Annotated in this window: 13 protein-coding genes; 12 read left to right on the forward strand and 1 reads right to left on the reverse strand. The window is 66.3% G+C overall.

Annotation, left to right across the window (positions count from 1 at the left end; all coding sequences use genetic code 11):
* Nucleotides 1–29: 29 nt before the first annotated feature.
* The 6 genes from G6N77_RS02935 (at nucleotide 30) to G6N77_RS02960 (ending at nucleotide 6,599) form a co-directional block, all read left to right on the forward strand.
* Nucleotides 30–722, forward strand: a complete 693-nt coding sequence (locus G6N77_RS02935; protein WP_165180524.1) for an ATP-dependent Clp protease proteolytic subunit — start codon at nucleotides 30–32, stop codon at nucleotides 720–722.
* 198 nt (nucleotides 723–920) lie between these two features.
* The gene (clpX, locus tag G6N77_RS02940) at nucleotides 921–2,207 is read left to right on the forward strand and encodes an ATP-dependent Clp protease ATP-binding subunit ClpX (RefSeq protein ID WP_165180525.1); all 1,287 of its coding nucleotides are present in this window, start codon (nucleotides 921–923) and stop codon (nucleotides 2,205–2,207) included.
* A gap of 64 nt (nucleotides 2,208–2,271) precedes the next feature.
* The gene (locus tag G6N77_RS02945; RefSeq protein ID WP_165180526.1) at nucleotides 2,272–2,910 is read left to right on the forward strand and encodes a mycothiol-dependent nitroreductase Rv2466c family protein; all 639 of its coding nucleotides are present in this window, start codon (nucleotides 2,272–2,274) and stop codon (nucleotides 2,908–2,910) included.
* A 410-nt stretch (nucleotides 2,911–3,320) separates the two neighbouring features.
* A complete protein-coding gene (locus tag G6N77_RS02950) occupies nucleotides 3,321–4,466 on the forward strand; it encodes a glycosyltransferase family 4 protein (RefSeq protein ID WP_165180527.1) in 1,146 nt (381 codons plus the stop codon).
* Complete coding sequence (locus tag G6N77_RS02955; protein ID WP_165180528.1) at nucleotides 4,463–5,785, forward strand: UDP-glucose dehydrogenase family protein; 1,323 nt, start codon at nucleotides 4,463–4,465, stop codon at nucleotides 5,783–5,785. The genes G6N77_RS02950 and G6N77_RS02955 overlap by 4 nt, the downstream gene beginning before the upstream one ends.
* A 1-nt stretch (nucleotide 5,786) precedes the next feature.
* Nucleotides 5,787–6,599 (forward strand): SGNH/GDSL hydrolase family protein, encoded by an 813-nt coding sequence (locus G6N77_RS02960; RefSeq protein ID WP_240901634.1) that lies wholly within the window; start codon nucleotides 5,787–5,789, stop codon nucleotides 6,597–6,599.
* Here G6N77_RS02960 and valS read toward each other — a convergent pair.
* On the reverse strand, nucleotides 6,596–9,214 hold the full coding sequence (valS, locus tag G6N77_RS02965) for a valine--tRNA ligase (protein ID WP_165180530.1): 2,619 nt from the start codon (nucleotides 9,212–9,214) through the stop codon (nucleotides 6,596–6,598). The genes G6N77_RS02960 and valS overlap by 4 nt on opposite strands.
* Before the next feature lie 75 nt (nucleotides 9,215–9,289).
* Between valS and G6N77_RS02970 the strand changes: the two genes are divergently transcribed.
* The 6 genes from G6N77_RS02970 to ndk all read left to right on the forward strand — a co-directional run bounded on the left by G6N77_RS02970 (nucleotide 9,290) and on the right by ndk (nucleotide 16,283).
* Entirely contained in the window at nucleotides 9,290–9,646 is a 357-nt protein-coding gene (locus G6N77_RS02970; RefSeq protein ID WP_165180531.1) for a DUF488 domain-containing protein, read from the forward strand.
* Nucleotides 9,647–9,681: 35 nt separating this feature from the next.
* Complete coding sequence (locus tag G6N77_RS02975; protein WP_165180532.1) at nucleotides 9,682–10,443, forward strand: SDR family oxidoreductase; 762 nt, start codon at nucleotides 9,682–9,684, stop codon at nucleotides 10,441–10,443.
* Nucleotides 10,444–10,714: 271 nt separating this feature from the next.
* Entirely contained in the window at nucleotides 10,715–14,008 is a 3,294-nt protein-coding gene (gene ileS / locus G6N77_RS02980; protein WP_165180533.1) for an isoleucine--tRNA ligase, read from the forward strand.
* On the forward strand, nucleotides 14,008–15,390 hold the full coding sequence (locus G6N77_RS02985) for a bifunctional folylpolyglutamate synthase/dihydrofolate synthase (RefSeq protein WP_165180534.1): 1,383 nt from the start codon (nucleotides 14,008–14,010) through the stop codon (nucleotides 15,388–15,390). Before ileS ends, G6N77_RS02985 begins: the two co-directional genes overlap by 1 nt.
* A gap of 3 nt (nucleotides 15,391–15,393) precedes the next feature.
* Nucleotides 15,394–15,831: a DUF4233 domain-containing protein gene (locus G6N77_RS02990; RefSeq protein ID WP_165180535.1), complete on the forward strand. Its 438-nt coding sequence runs from the start codon at nucleotides 15,394–15,396 to the stop codon at nucleotides 15,829–15,831.
* A gap of 35 nt (nucleotides 15,832–15,866) precedes the next feature.
* Nucleotides 15,867–16,283, forward strand: coding sequence for a nucleoside-diphosphate kinase (gene ndk, locus G6N77_RS02995; protein ID WP_165180536.1), 417 nt, complete (start codon nucleotides 15,867–15,869; stop codon nucleotides 16,281–16,283).
* Nucleotides 16,284–16,343 lie beyond the last annotated feature (60 nt).

Raw genomic sequence — 16,343 nt, forward strand, 5'->3', positions numbered from 1 at the left:
GCCCGGGAACAGACTTCAGGAGCATGGACATGACATACAATTTTGGCAGCACCGCCTTCGGCACCGCAGGTTTCGGCCGCACCGCAGGCAACCTCCCAACCAGCCGCTACGTCCTCCCGCAGTTCGAGGAGCGCACCCCCTACGGCTTCAAGCGCCAGGACCCCTACACCAAGCTGTTTGAGGACCGCATCATCTTCCTGGGCGTCCAGGTTGACGACGCCTCCGCCGATGACGTCATGGCGCAGCTGTTGGTGCTTGAGGCCGACGACACCGACCGCGACATTACGCTCTACATCAACTCGCCCGGCGGATCATTTACGGCGATGACGGCCATTTACGACACGATGCAGTTCATCCGCCCCGAGATCCAGACCGTGTGCCTGGGCCAGGCGGCCTCCGCAGCGGCAGTGCTGCTCGCCGCCGGATCCCCCGGCAAGCGCCTGGCGCTGCCGAACGCCCGCGTGCTGATCCACCAGCCTGCCCTGTCCGGCGGCCAGGGCGGCCAGGCCTCAGACCTGGAAATCCAGGCCAATGAGGTCATGCGGATGCGCGAATGGCTGGAAAACACGCTCTCGGAGCACTCCGGGCGCACACCCGAGCAGGTCAGCAACGACATTGAGCGCGACAACATCCTCACCGCCGCGCAGGCCAAGGACTACGGCCTGATCGACGAGGTGCTGGCGCCGCGCAAGATCAAGCCCGCCGCGATAGCCGCCCGCTAGCCAGCAGAAAATCCCGACGCCGGGGCGCCGCAAACCAGGGCGCCCCGGCGTTTGGTTTCCGCCCAATGTCAGTGGCTTGGCCTAGAGTGGAACCATCATGCAAAGCGGGCACGCACAGCGTCCCGTTTTGCGACTCGACAGTTTGAACAGCAATGGCACGGAGCTGGCGTTCCGTTCCATCCGCGGAAGGAAGCACGCATGGCCAGAATGGGCGAAAGCACTGATCTGCTGAAGTGTTCCTTCTGCGGCAAAAGCCAAAAGCAGGTCCGCAAGCTCATCGCCGGACCGGGCGTCTACATCTGTGACGAATGCATTGAACTGTGCAATGAGATCATCGACGAGGAACTGGCCGAAGTGGCCGACCTTGACGCCTTTGAACTGCCCAAGCCGCGGGAAATCTTTGACTTCCTGCAGGAATACGTCATTGGCCAGGAACCGGCCAAGCGTTCCCTGGCCGTGGCCGTCTACAACCACTACAAGCGGATCCAGTCCGGCCACGCCGTCAAGTCGACCACCCTGGCCGGCGGCGTCCATGACGAGGTGGAGATCGCCAAGTCCAACATCCTGCTGGTGGGCCCCACGGGCTGCGGCAAGACATACCTGGCCCAAACCCTGGCGCGCCGCCTGAACGTCCCGTTCGCCGTTGCCGACGCCACGGCCCTGACGGAAGCCGGCTACGTGGGCGAGGACGTGGAGAACATCCTCCTCAAGCTCATCCAGGCCGCCGACTTCGACGTCAAGAAGGCCGAGCAGGGCATCATCTACATTGACGAGATCGACAAGATCTCCCGCAAGTCCGAGAACCCCTCGATCACCCGCGACGTTTCCGGGGAGGGCGTGCAGCAGGCCCTGCTGAAAATCCTCGAAGGCACCGTTGCCTCGGTGCCGCCGCAGGGCGGGCGCAAGCACCCCCACCAGGAATTCATCCAGATCGACACCACCAACGTGCTGTTCATTGTGGCCGGCGCGTTCGCGGGACTCGAGGACATCATCGGCTCGCGGGCAGGCAAGAAGGGCATCGGCTTCGGCGCCCCCCTCAGCGCGCTCAAGCAGTCCGAGGCCACCTACGCCGACGTCATGCCCGAGGACCTGCTGAAGTTTGGGCTGATCCCGGAGTTCATCGGCCGGCTGCCCGTCATCACCACCGTGACCCAGCTGGACCGCACCGCCCTGATCCAAATCCTCACCGAGCCCAAAAACGCGCTGGTCAAGCAGTACCAAAAGATGTTCACCCTGGACGGCGTTGACTTGGAGTTCGACGACGGCGCGCTGGCTGCCATTGCCGACCTCGCCCTGGCGCGGGGCACAGGGGCCCGCGGCCTGCGGGCCATCCTGGAGGAAGTCCTGCTGCCGGTCATGTTTGACCTGCCCAGCCGTGAAGACATTGCCACCGTGGTGGTCACTGCCGAGGCCGTCCTCAAGAAGGCCGAACCAAATTTGATTCCCCACGATGTTGTGGCCAAGCGCAGGAACAAGTCCGCCTGATTTTCCGTTGGCACTGATAGGCGTGCCACGTACGCACATTCCTCAGTTGACGAAGGAGACCGCTGTGTCTGAAACCGTGTCCCACAATGATGTTGCCACCGCCGAAAAGGCAGACTTCTGGTTTGACCCCACCTGCCCGTTTGCCTGGGTGACCTCCCGCTGGATCGGAGAGGTGGAGAAGGTTCGCAACATCACCGTGGACTGGCATGTCATGAGCCTGTCGGTGCTCAATGAGCACAAGGAAGACATCTCCGACGCGTACAAGGCCCACGTGGCCCGCGCCTGGGGACCCGTGCGCGTCATCACTGCCGCCGCCGAGGAACATGGCCCCTCCGTCATCAAGCCCCTCTACGACGCCATGGGAACCCAGATCCACATCCACGCCAACAAGGACCTCACGGACGTGGTCGCCAAGGCACTGGCGGAAGTCGGACTGCCCGCCGAACTGGCGCAGGCTGCCACCACCGACGCACACGACGCCGCCCTGCGGGCCAGCCATGCCGAGGGGATCAACAAGGTTGGCCAGGACGTGGGTACGCCCGTCGTGGCCTTTAACGGCACGGCATTCTTTGGCCCCGTCATCACGCGCATTCCGCGCGGCGAGGACGCCGGGAAACTGTGGGATGCCACGGTGGCACTGGCCAGCTTCCCCTACTTCTTTGAGATCAAGCGGAGCCGCACCGAGAGCCCGCAGTTCGGCTAGCAGACTGCAGGAAGGGCGGGGACGGGCCGGTTACAAAAACTGGTCCGTCCCTGCCCTTGTTTTTGCCATTGGACAGGCGCATACTTTTTCTTACCCCATCCTTCGGGAGAGGGTGCAGACACCAGAGATTCAGCGACAGAACCGATTGATACATTGGGATACCGCCCATGGCGGCAGTCCCGTGAAACTAGGAACTGGAAGCCGGTGACGCGGCTAAATGCACTGAAAGGCAATGGAGTCCGCAAGACCACCGCACGTCACGCAGTGGCCGAAAGCCGAAGCCCCACCGACGGCAAAATGCCGATGGGGCTTCCCCTTTGCCCTCAGCGGGGGCAGGCGTTAACCCACTCTTCACCGCCGGGACTCCCCAGCACCGGCCGGCGGCCACCTTGGCCCGCCATGGTGGAAGCGTGAAGGTTGCCATAGTTGCTGAATCGTTCCTGCCGGAAATGAATGGGGTCACCCATTCCCTGTTGAAAATCCTCCAATTCCTGGCCAGCCGGGGTGACGAAGTGCTGGTCATAGCCCCGTCCACGCCGGAAGACGCCCCGGGGACAGTGGAAGGCGCAGCGGTCCACCGCCTGCCTGCCATTCCCGTCACGGGCTACCGCACCATACGCGTTGCAGTCGGCGGTGTGGCCCGGGTTAAGGCCTTGCTGGCTGACTTTGGCCCGGACGTGGTCCACCTGGCCTCCCCGTTCGTCCTGGGGTGGCGCGCCGTGCGGGCGGCGAAGCAGCTGGGCATCCCCACCGTGGCCGTGTACCAGACCGACGTTCCCGGATATGCCGCGAAATACGGCATGCCCTTTTTGGAAAACTGGGCCTGGAGCAGGGTGGAGCGCATCCACATGGCGGCCACCAAAACCCTGGCGCCGTCGTCGGACTCGGTGAACCAGCTGCGCGGGCATGGCATTCCCCGGGTGGAGCTCTGGCGCCGTGGCGTCGACTTGGAACGCTTCCACCCCGGCAAGCGAAGCCCTGTCTTCCGGTCCAGGCTGGCTCCCGGCGGCGAGCGGATCATCGGGTACGTGGGCCGGCTGGCGCTGGAGAAGCAGCTTGAAGACCTGGCAGCCCTGGCCGGAATCCCCAACACCCGGCTGGTCATTGTGGGGGACGGACCCCGCCGCCAGGCACTGCAGGAGTTGCTCCCGGAGGCCCACTTCACCGGCTTCCTCGGTGGGGAGGAACTGGCTGCTGCGGTTGCGTCCTTTGACTTGTTTGTCCACCCGGGCGAACTGGAAACGTTCTGCCAAACCATCCAGGAGGCCATGGCGTCCGGCGTTCCCGTGGTGGCGACCGGCCGCGGCGGGCCGGTGGACCTGGTTGATTCCTCCCGCACCGGCTGGCTGTACCAGCCGGGCGACCTGGCCCAGCTGCGCGGCTATGTCACTGACCTGACGGGTGACGACGCCAAGCGGGCCGCGTTCGGCGCGGCGGCCCTGGCCCAGGTCCAGGGGCGGACCTGGGAGGCGGTCTGCAGCCGGCTGGTCGGGCTGTATGGCGAGGCCATGGCGGAAAACCGCCTGCAAGCAACCGCCCTGAAGGGGAACAAATGAAAATATCGGTTATCGGCTGCGGCTATCTTGGTGCCGTCCACGCGGCCACGCTGGCATCCATGGGCCATGACGTGGTGGGCCTGGACAACGACAGCGCCCGGGTGGCCCTGCTGGCCGGCGGCCGGGCGCCGTTCCACGAACCGGGCCTGGAACCCCTCCTGCGGGAGGGCCTGGACGCCGGCCGGCTTGAGTTCACGGCGGATCCTGCCCGGCTGGCCGCAGCGGACGTGCACTTCCTGTGCGTGGGCACGCCGCAGTCCAAGACCGCCAACGCCGCAGACCTCTCGCAGCTGCTCGACGCCGTTGCCGCCCTGCGCCCGCACGTGCGGCCAGGCGCCCTGGTAGTGGGCAAGTCGACGGTGCCGGTGGGCACGGCGAACGCCGTGGCCGGGTACCTGTCCGGCACGGGTGCCGAGCTGGCCTGGAACCCGGAGTTCCTGCGCCAGGGCACGGCCGTGCAGGACTCGCTGCTGCCGGACCGGCTGGTGTACGGGGTGGCCGGTGACGGCCCCGTTTCCGTGCTCGACGCCGTCTATGCGGCTGTGCTGGACCGCGGCACCCCGCGGGTGGTCACCGACTTCGCCACGGCCGAACTGATCAAGGTTGCGGCAAACGCGTTTCTGGCCCTGAAGCTTTCCTTCATCAACGCCGTGGGTGAGTTTTGCGAGGACGCCGGTGCCGACGTCGTCCGGCTTTCCGAGGCGCTGGGGCATGACGGCCGCATCGGCGGCCGCTACCTGCAGGCCGGCGCCGGATTCGGCGGGGGATGCCTCCCCAAGGACCTGCGTTCCTTCCGGTCCCAGGCGCAGCAGCGCGGCGTGGAGTCACTGGATGAGCTCCTGTCGCTGGTGGACGGCATCAACGCGGACGCCAGGTTCAGGGCGGCGGAGCGGGCCGTGCGGCTGTGCGGGGGAAGCGTGGAAGGGCGGCGCATCACCATCCTCGGCGCGGCCTTCAAGCCCGGCACGGACGACATCCGCGATTCACCCGCGCTGGACGTGGCCCTCCAGCTGGCGGCACAGGGCGCGGTGGTAACGGTGACCGATCCCCAGGCGCTGGGCAACGCAAGGCTCCAGTGTCCGCAGCTGGCCTTTGAAGCCGAGCCGCTTGACGCCCTGCGCGGCGCCGAGCTGGCCGTGCTCCTGACGGAATGGCCTGAGTTCACGGGGCTGGACCCGGAAGCGGCGGCGGCCGCCATGGCCCGCGCCGTGGTGCTGGACGGGCGCAACGCCCTGGATGCGGCGGCCTGGCGCCGGGCCGGCTGGGCCTATTGCGGCATGGGGGCGCAGCAGCCCCGCACCAGCAGCCCAGTGGCGTAAATTGGGTGCAGCACGGCGGTATGTGGCGCTGGGGGACTCCTTCACGGAAGGCGTGGGGGATAGCTCCCGGCACCTGCCCAACGGGGTTCGCGGCTGGGCGGACCGGGTGGCGGAGGGGCTGGCACGCCATGAGCCGGGCTGGGAATACGCCAACCTGGCCATCCGCAGCAAGCGGCTCCGGCACATCATTGCCGAACAGATGGGCCCGGCCGTGGCCATGGAACCGACCCTCATCACCCTCTACGCCGGCGGCAACGACATCATGGACGTCGGGACACGGGTGCCGGACATCCTGGCCGACTACGAGTTCCTGGTGGGCCGGCTCGCCGCCACGGGGGCGCGGCTGGTCCTGTTCACCGGCTACGACGTGGAGGTCTCCGCCGTACTGTCACCCCTGCGCCGCAAGAACCACCAGTACAACGACGGCGTCCGGCAGATCGCGGCCCGCCACGGTGCCGACGTAGTTGACTACGCGGAGTTCGGTGCCTACCGCGACCCGCGCATGTGGTGCGTCGACAGGCTTCACATGTCCAAGGCCGGCCACAAGTACCTGGCCGCCCGGGTGCTGGAGGTGCTGGAGGTGCCGCATGCCATCACGCTCAAGGATAAGGCGGAAGGTCCCGCCCCCAGTTGGCAGGACTGGGGACGGGACCAATGGCGGTGGATCCGGGACTGGGTGCTGCCCATGTTTGCGCGCAAACTCCGCGGGGTTACCCTGGGCGACGCGCTCACACCCCGCTGGCCGGAGCCGGTGCGGGTGCCGCCCCGCAAGGGCCTGAAGAAGCTGGCCCGGGTTTCGTCAGGCCGGGACTAGGCCTGGACGGGCTCTTCCGCCGGCGCCAGCACGACGTCGGACACGGTGAGTTCGCCCGTCCCGGCCACCACGGTGATGGCCTCCGCATTTGCCGCGGCCTTCAGGTCCCCGAGACCGGCAGCAAGCTGCGCAGCCTTGGCCGCCGTGGCCGTCACGGTGGCCGAGAGCACCTGGGTGCGCTGCTTGACCTTGGCCTCGGACTTGGCCTTGCGGATGCCGCCCAGCGCGTCCCCGACTGTTGACAGCATGGTGGTGTCGCCGTCGAGCACGTCAATGGCGGCCGGCCACGGTGCGCGGTGGACGGAACCGGTGCGCCACCAGCTCCACACTTCTTCCGTGGCGAACGGCAGGAACGGGGCAAACAGGCGCAGCAGCGAATCCAGCGTGGTGGCCAGCGCTGCAAGGACGGACGCCTTCCCCGCCTCGCCGGCCGCACCGTACGCGCGGTCCTTGATCAGTTCCACGTAGTCGTCGGTGAAATGCCAGAAGAAGCTTTCGGTGATCTGGAGGGCTTTGGCATAGTCGTACTTTTCAAACGCCGCCGTTGACTGGCGGACCACGTCGGCCAGCTGGGCCAGCACCGCCCGGTCCAGGGGGTTGCTGGCCACCTCAGTGGCGCCCGTGAGCACATTGGCTTCCGTGGCGCCCAGGTTCAGGACAAACTTGGAGGCGTTGAGCAGTTTGATCGCCAGGCGGCGGCCAATCTTCATCTGCGCAATCTCGTACGCCGTGTCGGCCCCGAGCCTGGCGGACGCGGCCCAGTAGCGGACGGCGTCGGCGCCAAAGTCGTTGAGCACGTCGGTGGGGACCACCACGTTGCCCTTCGACTTGGACATTTTCTTGCGGTCCGGGTCCAGGATCCAGCCGGAGATGGCGGCATGCTTCCACGGGGCGCAGTCCTGCAGGGCGTCGGCACGCACAGCGGAGGAAAACAGCCAGGTGCGGATGATGTCGTGGCCCTGGGGGCGCAGGTCGAAGGGGAAGACCTTGGTGAAGAGGTCCTCGTCCTGGCTCCAGCCGCCCACAATCTGCGGGGTCAGGGAGGAGGTGGCCCAGGTGTCGAGCACGTCCGCGTCGCCAATGAAGCCGCCCGGTTCGTTGCGCTGGTCCTCGGTGTAGCCGGGGGCCGCATCCGCTGCCGGATCGACCGGAAGCTGGTCGGTGCCGGGCAGGATGGGGTGGTCGTAGTCCGGGTTGGCATCGGCGTCGAGCGGGTACCAGACGGGGACAGGCACGCCAAAGAAGCGCTGGCGGGAAACCAGCCAGTCGCCGTTCAGCCCGGAAATCCAGTTGTCATAGCGCGAACGCATGAACGACGGGTGGAATTCGATGTCCTTGCCGCGGTTGATCAGGCGTTCGCGGCGGTCGGCGTCGCGGCCGCCGTTGCGGATGTACCACTGGCGGGAGGTGACCACTTCCAGGGGCTTGTCGCCCTTTTCGAAGAAGTTCACGGGGTGCATGATCTTCTTGGGCTCGCCGTCCAGCAGCCCTGCCTCGGACAGCATGGCAACCACGCCTTCCTTGGCGCTGAAGACCGTCTTCCCGGCGATGGCTGCGTAGTTGGCCCGGCCTTCCTCGGACGTGACCCAGGCGGGGGTGTCGCCGATGATGCGGCCGTCGCGGCCCACGATGGCACGGGTGGGCAACTGCAGTTCACGCCACCACGTAACGTCGGTCAGGTCGCCGAAGGTGCACACCATGGCGATGCCGGAGCCCTTGTCGGCCTTGGCCAGCGGGTGGGCGCGGACTTCAACCTCGACGCCGAACAGCGGCGAGGTGACCTTTTTGCCGAACAGCGGCTGGTAGCGCTCGTCGTCCGGGTTGGCCACCAGGGCGGAGCACGCCGCCAGCAGTTCGGGACGGGTGGTCTCGATGTAGATCTTGGTGCCGTCTTCGGCGAAGAACGGGTACCGGTAGTAGGCGCCGGGCATTTCGCGGTCTTCCAGCTCGGCCTGGGCCACGGCAGTGCGGAACGTGACATCCCACAGGGTGGGCGCCTCGGCCATGTAGGCGTCGCCGGTGGCAAGGTTCTCCAGGAAGCCGCGCTGGGAAACGGCCCGGGAGTGGTCGTCGATGGTCCTGTACGTCAGGTCCCAGTCAACGGACAGGCCCAGGGTCTGGAAAAGGTTCTCAAAGACCTTCTCATCCTCCACGGCCAGCTCTTCGCACAGCTCGATGAAGTTCCTGCGCGAGACAACGTCAAAGTCGCGCTGGTTCTTGGCGGGCGTGGCGGGCGGCCGGTAGCCGGCGTCGTACTGGATTTTCGGGTCGCAGCGGACGCCGTAGTAGTTCTGCACGCGGCGTTCGGTGGGCAGGCCGTTGTCGTCCCAGCCCATGGGGTAGAAAACATTCTTGCCGTTCATGCGCTGGAAGCGGGCCAGCACGTCCGTCTGGGTGTAGGAGAACATATGCCCCACGTGCAGCGAACCGGAGGCCGTGGGCGGGGGAGTGTCAATGGAGTACACCTGCTCACGCGTGGTCCCGCGGTCAAACTTGTAGGTCCCCTCATCGAGCCAGCGCCTGGTCAGGGACTCTTCAAGGCCTTCAAGGGCCGGCTTGTCGGGAACGGTGCTCGTGGGTGCGGGCGTGTCTGTGCCCGGAATGTTTTCAGCCATTTGGCAATTCTTTCACGAGTTGGCCCGAACGCCCTGCACGGCCCCCAGGGGGAATCCCGGGACTATGATGCGAACATGGGCACACTGAGGATTTTGCGAGTGTATGAGGAACCCGAACCGGATGAGTACCGTGTCCTGGTGGACAGGCTGTGGCCGCGGGGGATCAAAAAGGACCGCATTGACGTCTGGCTCAAGGAGGCGGCCCCCAGCACCGGGGTGCGCAACGCCTTCGGACACCAGCCGGAGCATTTTGCCGCATTCGTCGCGGACTACCGGGCGGAGCTGGAACACAACCCGGCTGTCGCGGAGATCCGCAGCCTGGCCGGGGAGCACGGGAAGGTGGTTCTGCTCTACAGCGCGAAGGACCACCGGCAGAACCAGGCCGCCGTGCTGCTGGACTTCCTCAACGGCGTGGAGACAAAACTGGACTAGACAAAACATTCGCAGCTGCGCGATACATTGGGAGCATGACTGATAACGCCCCCTTCCATCATGCAGTAGTCACCGGCGCCAGTTCCGGCATCGGCGCCGCCACCGTCCGCAAGCTCCGCGCCGGCGGCTGGCACGTGGTGGCCGTGGCCCGCCGCGCGGACCGCCTCGAAGCCCTGGCGGCAGAAACCGGCGCCCTGGCCTTCGCTGCCGACGTGACCCGCGACGACGACGTCGAGTCCCTGGCCGCCTTCGTGGCCGACCATGGCGGCCTCGACACGCTGATCAACGTGGCCGGCGGCGCCCGCGGCGTGGACCGGCTTGCCACAGCGCATGCCGACGACTGGGAGTGGATGTTCCAGGTCAACGTCATGGGCACCCTGAAAGTGACGCAGGCGTTCCTCCCCGCCCTCCGGGAGCACCGCAGCGGCACCGTGCTGAACCTGACATCCACCGCGGGGCTGGTGGCCTACGAAGGCGGCTCCGGATACAACGCAGCCAAGTTTGCCCAGCACGCCGTCACCAACGCACTGCGCCTGGAGGAAGTGGAAAACAACCTGCGCGTCATCGAGGTGGCGCCCGGCCTGGTGGCCACGGAGGAGTTTGCGCTCAACCGGCTGGGCGGCGACAAGGAAGCGGCGGAGAAGGTCTACCAGGGCGTGGAAAAGCCGCTGACTGCCGGCGACGTGGCGGAAGTGGTGGGGTACGCCGTCGGGCTTCCCCACCACATCAACCTGGACCAGATTGTGATCCGGCCCGTGGCCCAGGCCGCCAACCACAAGCTCATCCGCACCAGCTGAGCGGGAGCGCCGCCCGCGTCACAGCAGGCGGGATGCGGGCAGCGGCCCGCATCCCGTAGGATGTGAAGCAAAGCTTTGACCCGGCCATCACCGGTGAGCTTCCGGAAGAACGCCCCGCACAAAGGGCTGGTAGAACCGGACGGGTAAGCCCGTCACAGCAGCTAATGAGCGGCCGCGCAAAGGGTGAAACCGGAGGGCGGCAAGCGAGGTGGTACCGCGGCGCAAGCCGTCCTTGCATCCTGAATTGATCGCCCACCACCAGGATGATGTGATGACCCACTTCCCGAAGGCAACCGCGGCCCATGGCCTCCATGCCGAATCCAACCATGTGCCAGCTTCCGTGCGTTTCCCGGAAGTGGAGGAACTGGTCCTGAAGTACTGGGCGGAAGACGGCACCTTCCAGGCCAGCATCGACGCCCGGGAAGCCGGTCAGGACGGCTCCAACGAATTCGTCTTCTACGACGGCCCTCCCTTCGCCAACGGCCTGCCCCACTACGGGCACCTGCTCACCGGCTACGCCAAGGACCTCGTGGCCCGCTACCAGACCCAGCGCGGCCGCCGGGTGGAGCGCCGCTTCGGCTGGGACACCCACGGGCTGCCCGCCGAGCTGGAGGCCATGAAGCAGCTGGGCATGACGGACAAGAAGCAGATCGAGGCCATGGGCATCGACAAGTTCAACGACGCCTGCCGTTCCTCCGTCATGAAGTACGCCGGCGAATGGCAGGAATACGTCACCCGCCAGGCCCGCTGGGTGGACTTCGACAACGACTACAAGACGCTCAACGTCGAGTACATGGAATCCGTGCTCTGGGCGTTCAAGCAGCTGCACGAAAAGGGCCTGACCTACAACGGCTACCGCGTGCTGCCTTACTGCTGGAAGGATGAGACGCCCCTCTCCAACCATGAACTGCGCATGGACGAGGACGTCTACAAGGACCGCCAGGACCAGACGGTCACTGTCACTTTCCCCCTGCTGGCAGGCGAATCCGAGCTGTCCATGGAGCTCGCCGGCGTGGCCGCGATCGCCTGGACCACCACCCCCTGGACCCTGCCCACCAACCAGGCCCTGGCCGTGGGACCTGCGGTGAGCTACGCCGTCGTGCCTGTTGGGCCGAACGGGGTTTCGACGGGCTCAAGCACCGGAAACCCGTCCGCGGAAAAGTTCCTGCTCGCCGCCGAGCTGGTGGGCGCCCATGCCAAGGACCTGGGGTACGACGACGCGGCTGCCGCAGCCGCCGCCGTCACGGCCACGTACGTGGGCGCCGAGCTGGAGGGCCTGAAGTACCAGCCCCTGTGGGACTACTTTGCCGACGATGAAAAGTACGGCACGGCCAAGTCCTGGCAGGTCCTGGTGGCCGACTATGTCACCACCACCGACGGCACGGGCATTGTCCACCAGGCACCCGCCTACGGTGAAGAGGACCAAAAGACCTGCGAAAAGTACGGCATCCCCGTGGTGCTCTCCGTGGACGAAGGTGCCAAGTTCCTGCCCCTGTTTGAAGGCGGCCCGCTCAACGACATCGCGGGCGTGCAGGTCTTTGACGCGAACAAAACCATCACGCGCGTGGTCCGCGACGCCGGCCGCCTGCTGCGCCAGGCCAGCTACGTGCACAGCTACCCGCACTGCTGGCGCTGCCGCACGCCCCTGATCTACCGCGCCATCTCCTCCTGGTACGTGGAGGTGACGAAGTTCAAGGACCGCATGCTGGAACTGAACCAGGACATCAACTGGATCCCCGGCAACGTCAAGGACGGCCAGTTCGGCAAGTGGCTGGCCAACGCCCGCGACTGGTCCATCAGCCGCAACCGCTACTGGGGTTCCCCCATCCCCGTCTGGCAGTCCGACGACCCCGAGTACCCGCGCACCGACGTCTACGGCTCCCTGGCCGAGATGCAGGCAGACTTTGGCCGGCTGCCGCTGAACAACGACGGCGACGTTGACCTGCACCGCCCCTTCATCGACGAACTGACCCGCCCCAACCCGGACGACCCCACCGGCAAGTCCACCATGCGCCGCGTGGAGGACGTGCTGGATGTCTGGTTTGACTCCGGCTCCATGCCGTACGGCCAGGTCCACTACCCGTTCGAGAACGAGGACTGGTTCAACACCCACAACCCGGCCGACTTCATTGTCGAGTACATCGGGCAGACGCGCGGCTGGTTCTACATGCTGCACATCCTCTCCACCGCGCTCTTCGACCGCCCGGCCTTCCGGAACGTCATCAGCCACGGCATCGTGCTGGGCTCGGACGGGGCGAAGATGTCCAAGTCGCTGCGCAACTACCCCGACGTTTCCGAGGTCCTGGACCGCGACGGCTCCGACGCCATGCGCTGGTTCCTCATGTCCAGCCCCATCCTGCGCGGCGGCAACCTCGTGGTCACCGAGCAGGGCATCCGCGACGGCGTCCGCCAGGTGATCCTGCCACTGTGGAACGTGTACAGCTTCTTCACTCTGTACGCGAACACGGCCGACGGCGGCAAGGGCTACGACGCGAAGCTGCGCTTTGACGGCTACACCGACACCATGGACGAATACCTGCTGGCCAACACGGGGGAGCTGGTGCGCGAGATGCAGGCCAGGCTCGACGACTACGACGTCTCCGGTGCCTGCGACGCCCTCCGCAGCTACCTCGACATGCTGACCAACTGGTACGTGCGCCGCAGCCGGAACCGCTTCTTTGACGAGAACACCGACGCCTTCGACGCCCTCTACACCGCATTGGAAACCGTGTGCCGGGTAGCTGCCCCGCTGCTGCCGCTGGTCACCGAGGAAATCTGGCGCGGCCTCACCGGCGGGCGCTCGGTGCACCTCTCCGACTGGCCCAACGCCGGGCTGTTTGTTCCCAATGCGGCCCTCGTTGACCAGATGGACCAGCTCCAGCAAATCTGCTCGACCGGCTCCAGCCTGCGCAAGGCTGCCAAGCTGCGGGTTCGCCTGCCCCTCTCGGAGCTGACGGTGGTGGCCCCCAACGCGGCACTGCTGAACGACGGCGGAGCCATCGTGGCCGAGGAACTGAACATCCGCAAGGTGCGCTTTGTTGACGCCGCCGACGCCTCGCCCGAGGAGTTCGGCATCTCGCAAAAACTGGTGGTCAACGCCCGCGCGGCCGGCCCGCGCCTGGGAAAGAACGTCCAGCAGGCCATCAAGGGCTCCAAGTCCGGGGACTGGTCCGCCACCGACGGTGTTGTCACGGCTGGCGGCCTGGTGCTTGAGCCGGCCGAATACACCCTGGAAACCGTGGTGGAAGACGCCCACGACGGCGGCGCCACGGCAGTTGCCATGCTGCCCCACGGCGGCTTCGTGGTGCTCAACACCGCCGTCACCCCCGAACTGGAGGCGGAAGGCACGGCCCGTGACATGGTCCGGTCCATTCAGCAGGCCCGCAAGGACGCCGAACTCCATGTCAGCGACCGGATCCGCACCATTGTCCAGGCCCCCCAGGACGTGGTGGACGCCCTCCACGCCAACATGGACCTGGTGAAGAAGGAAACCCTCACGCTTGACCTGGAGCTGGTTCCGGGCGACGTGGAAACCACCATCACCGTTGAACGGACACACCCTTGATGAGCACCGAACACGACGAATTCTCCGTGGAAAGCGTGTACGCCGAGCTGTTGGGCCGCGCCCCCGAAAACAAAATGGAACCGCGCCTTGCCCCGCTGTTCCGGGCCATGGACATCCTGGGGGAGCCGAACAAGGCGTTCCCCATCATCCACATCACCGGCACGAACGGCAAGACGTCCACCGCCCGCATGATCGAGTCCGGGCTGCTGGCCCACGGCCTGCGCACGGGCCGGTACACCAGCCCGCACCTGAGCCGTGTCACGGAGCGCATCAGCATAGACGGCGCGCCCGTCGCCGACGACACCTTTGTGCGGATCTGGGATGAAATCCACCCCTACCTTCTCATGGTGGATGCCGAGCTCGAAACGGCCGGGGAACAGCGCCTGACCTACTTTGAATGCCTGACCATCCTGGCCTACGCCATCTTCGCCGACGAGCCCGTGGACGTGGCCGTGCTGGAGGTGGGCCTGGGCGGGATCACCGACGCCACCAATGTGGGCGACGGGCAGGTGGCCGTCATCACGCCCATCTCCCTGGACCACACGGAACTGCTGGGGGACACCACGGGCGAAATTGCGCTGGAAAAGGCGGGCATCATCAAGGAAGGCGCGTTCCTGGTCAGCTCCGCCCAGCCCGTGGACGCCGCCCAGGTGATCCTGGACAAGGCCCGCGCCATGCACGCCCAGTACAAGTTCGAGGGCGTGGAGTTTGGCGTGGAATCGCGCACCATCGCCGTGGGCGGGCAAATGCTCACCCTGCAGGGGCTGGCCGGGCGGTATCCGGAGATCCTGCTGCCCCTGCACGGGGCACACCAGGGCGAAAACGCCGCCGTCGCCCTTGCCGCGCTGGAAGCGTTCCTGGGCGGCGGGGAAAAGGAACTGAACCTGGAACTGGTCCAGGAAGGCTTCCGCAACACCACCTCGCCCGGGCGGCTGGAGGTGCTGCGGACCTCGCCCACCATCGTGGTGGATGCCGGGCACAACCCCGCCGGGATTGCGGCCAGCGCCGTGGCCCTGCAGGAAGCCTTCGCCTTCAGCAAGCTGGTGGTGGTGCTGGGCATCCTGAAGGAAAAGGACGCCGAGGAAATCCTGCGCACGCTCAAGGAATCGTACGGGGACGAGGCCGCGGAAATCTGCCTCACCCAGTCGAGCTCCCCCCGGGCCATCCCTGCGGCGGAACTGGCCGAAATGGCCGTTGACCTGGGCTGGGACGAAGACGACGTCCACATTGCCGAAAGGCTCGACGACGCCATCGAATGGGCCGTGGAACGTGCCGAGGCCAACAACGACCTGGCCGGGGGCGTGCTGGTCACCGGCTCCATCACGGTGGTGGCCGAGGCGCGGATCCTGCTGGGCCGCCCCGGGGAAACGGAAGGTGCCTAAAGAATGGCGAAACTAACCCGCGCCCAGCGCGAATGGCGGCCCGGCATGCCCAAAAAGCAGCGCTCCACCAGGGCCCTGTTTGCCTCCACGGTGCTGGCACTGGAGGCGTTTGTGGTGCTCTTTGCCGGCCTGGGCCTTTTCGGCCTGCACGGAAAGAACCCGCTTTACCTGGTGGTGACGGTGGTCCTGGCCGCACTGTTCATCGGCACGTGCGCCATTGTCACCAGGAAGGCCGGCCCGGCTGTTGGCTGGGTGCTCCAGCTGCTGTTGGTTGCCGGCGGTTTCTGGGAGCCGCTGATGATCTTTGTGGGGGTGCTGTTCGCCATCGCCTGGTGGTACGCGCTCAATGCGGGCGGCCGGATTGACCGGGAAAACCGCGCACGTGCCCGCCAGCAGGCCGCCTGGGATGCCGAACATCCCGAACCCGGCACCGTAGACTGACAACGACACCAAAACCAACTGAAAGTGGAACGACTGTGAGCATTGAGCGCACCCTTGTCCTGGTCAAGCCCGACGGCGTGGTCCGCAAGCTGTCCGGCGAAATTCTGGCCCGCGTTGAAGCCAAGGGCTATACGCTGGCCGAGCTGAAGAAGGTCACGGCCACCCGCGAGCAGCTGCAGGCGCACTACGCCGAGCACGAGGGCAAGCCGTTTTACGAGCCCCTGGTGGAATTCATGCTCTCCGGCCCCGTGGTGGCGGCAATTTTTGAGGGCCACCGCGTCATCGAGGGCTTCCGGGCACTGGCCGGCACCACCGACCCGACCACGGCGGCACCGGGCACCATCCGCGGCGACTTTGGCCGCGATTGGGGCCTGAAGGTCCAGCAAAACCTGGTCCACGGCTCGGACTCCGTGGAGTCCGCCGAGCGCGAGATCGGCATCTGGTTCGCCTAAGCGCCGCCACCCCAGGGCCACCTGTTCAGGCCCAAGCGAAAGGGCACCTCCCGGCCGGGA

The organism is Arthrobacter silviterrae (assembly GCF_011045165.1).
GTDB lineage: Bacteria > Actinomycetota > Actinomycetes > Actinomycetales > Micrococcaceae > Specibacter > Specibacter silviterrae.

Coding starts and splice junctions, on each gene's coding strand:
- G6N77_RS02990 (WP_165180535.1), top strand. CDS start 15,394: ATGGCGAAACTAACCCGCGCCCAGCGCGAATGGCGGCCCGGCATGCCC.
- valS (WP_165180530.1), bottom strand. CDS start 9,214: ATGGCTGAAAACATTCCGGGCACAGACACGCCCGCACCCACGAGCACC.
- G6N77_RS02935 (WP_165180524.1), top strand. CDS start 30: ATGACATACAATTTTGGCAGCACCGCCTTCGGCACCGCAGGTTTCGGC.
- ileS (WP_165180533.1), top strand. CDS start 10,715: ATGACCCACTTCCCGAAGGCAACCGCGGCCCATGGCCTCCATGCCGAA.
- G6N77_RS02955 (WP_165180528.1), top strand. CDS start 4,463: ATGAAAATATCGGTTATCGGCTGCGGCTATCTTGGTGCCGTCCACGCG.
- G6N77_RS02970 (WP_165180531.1), top strand. CDS start 9,290: ATGGGCACACTGAGGATTTTGCGAGTGTATGAGGAACCCGAACCGGAT.
- clpX (WP_165180525.1), top strand. CDS start 921: ATGGCCAGAATGGGCGAAAGCACTGATCTGCTGAAGTGTTCCTTCTGC.
- G6N77_RS02985 (WP_165180534.1), top strand. CDS start 14,008: ATGAGCACCGAACACGACGAATTCTCCGTGGAAAGCGTGTACGCCGAG.
- G6N77_RS02975 (WP_165180532.1), top strand. CDS start 9,682: ATGACTGATAACGCCCCCTTCCATCATGCAGTAGTCACCGGCGCCAGT.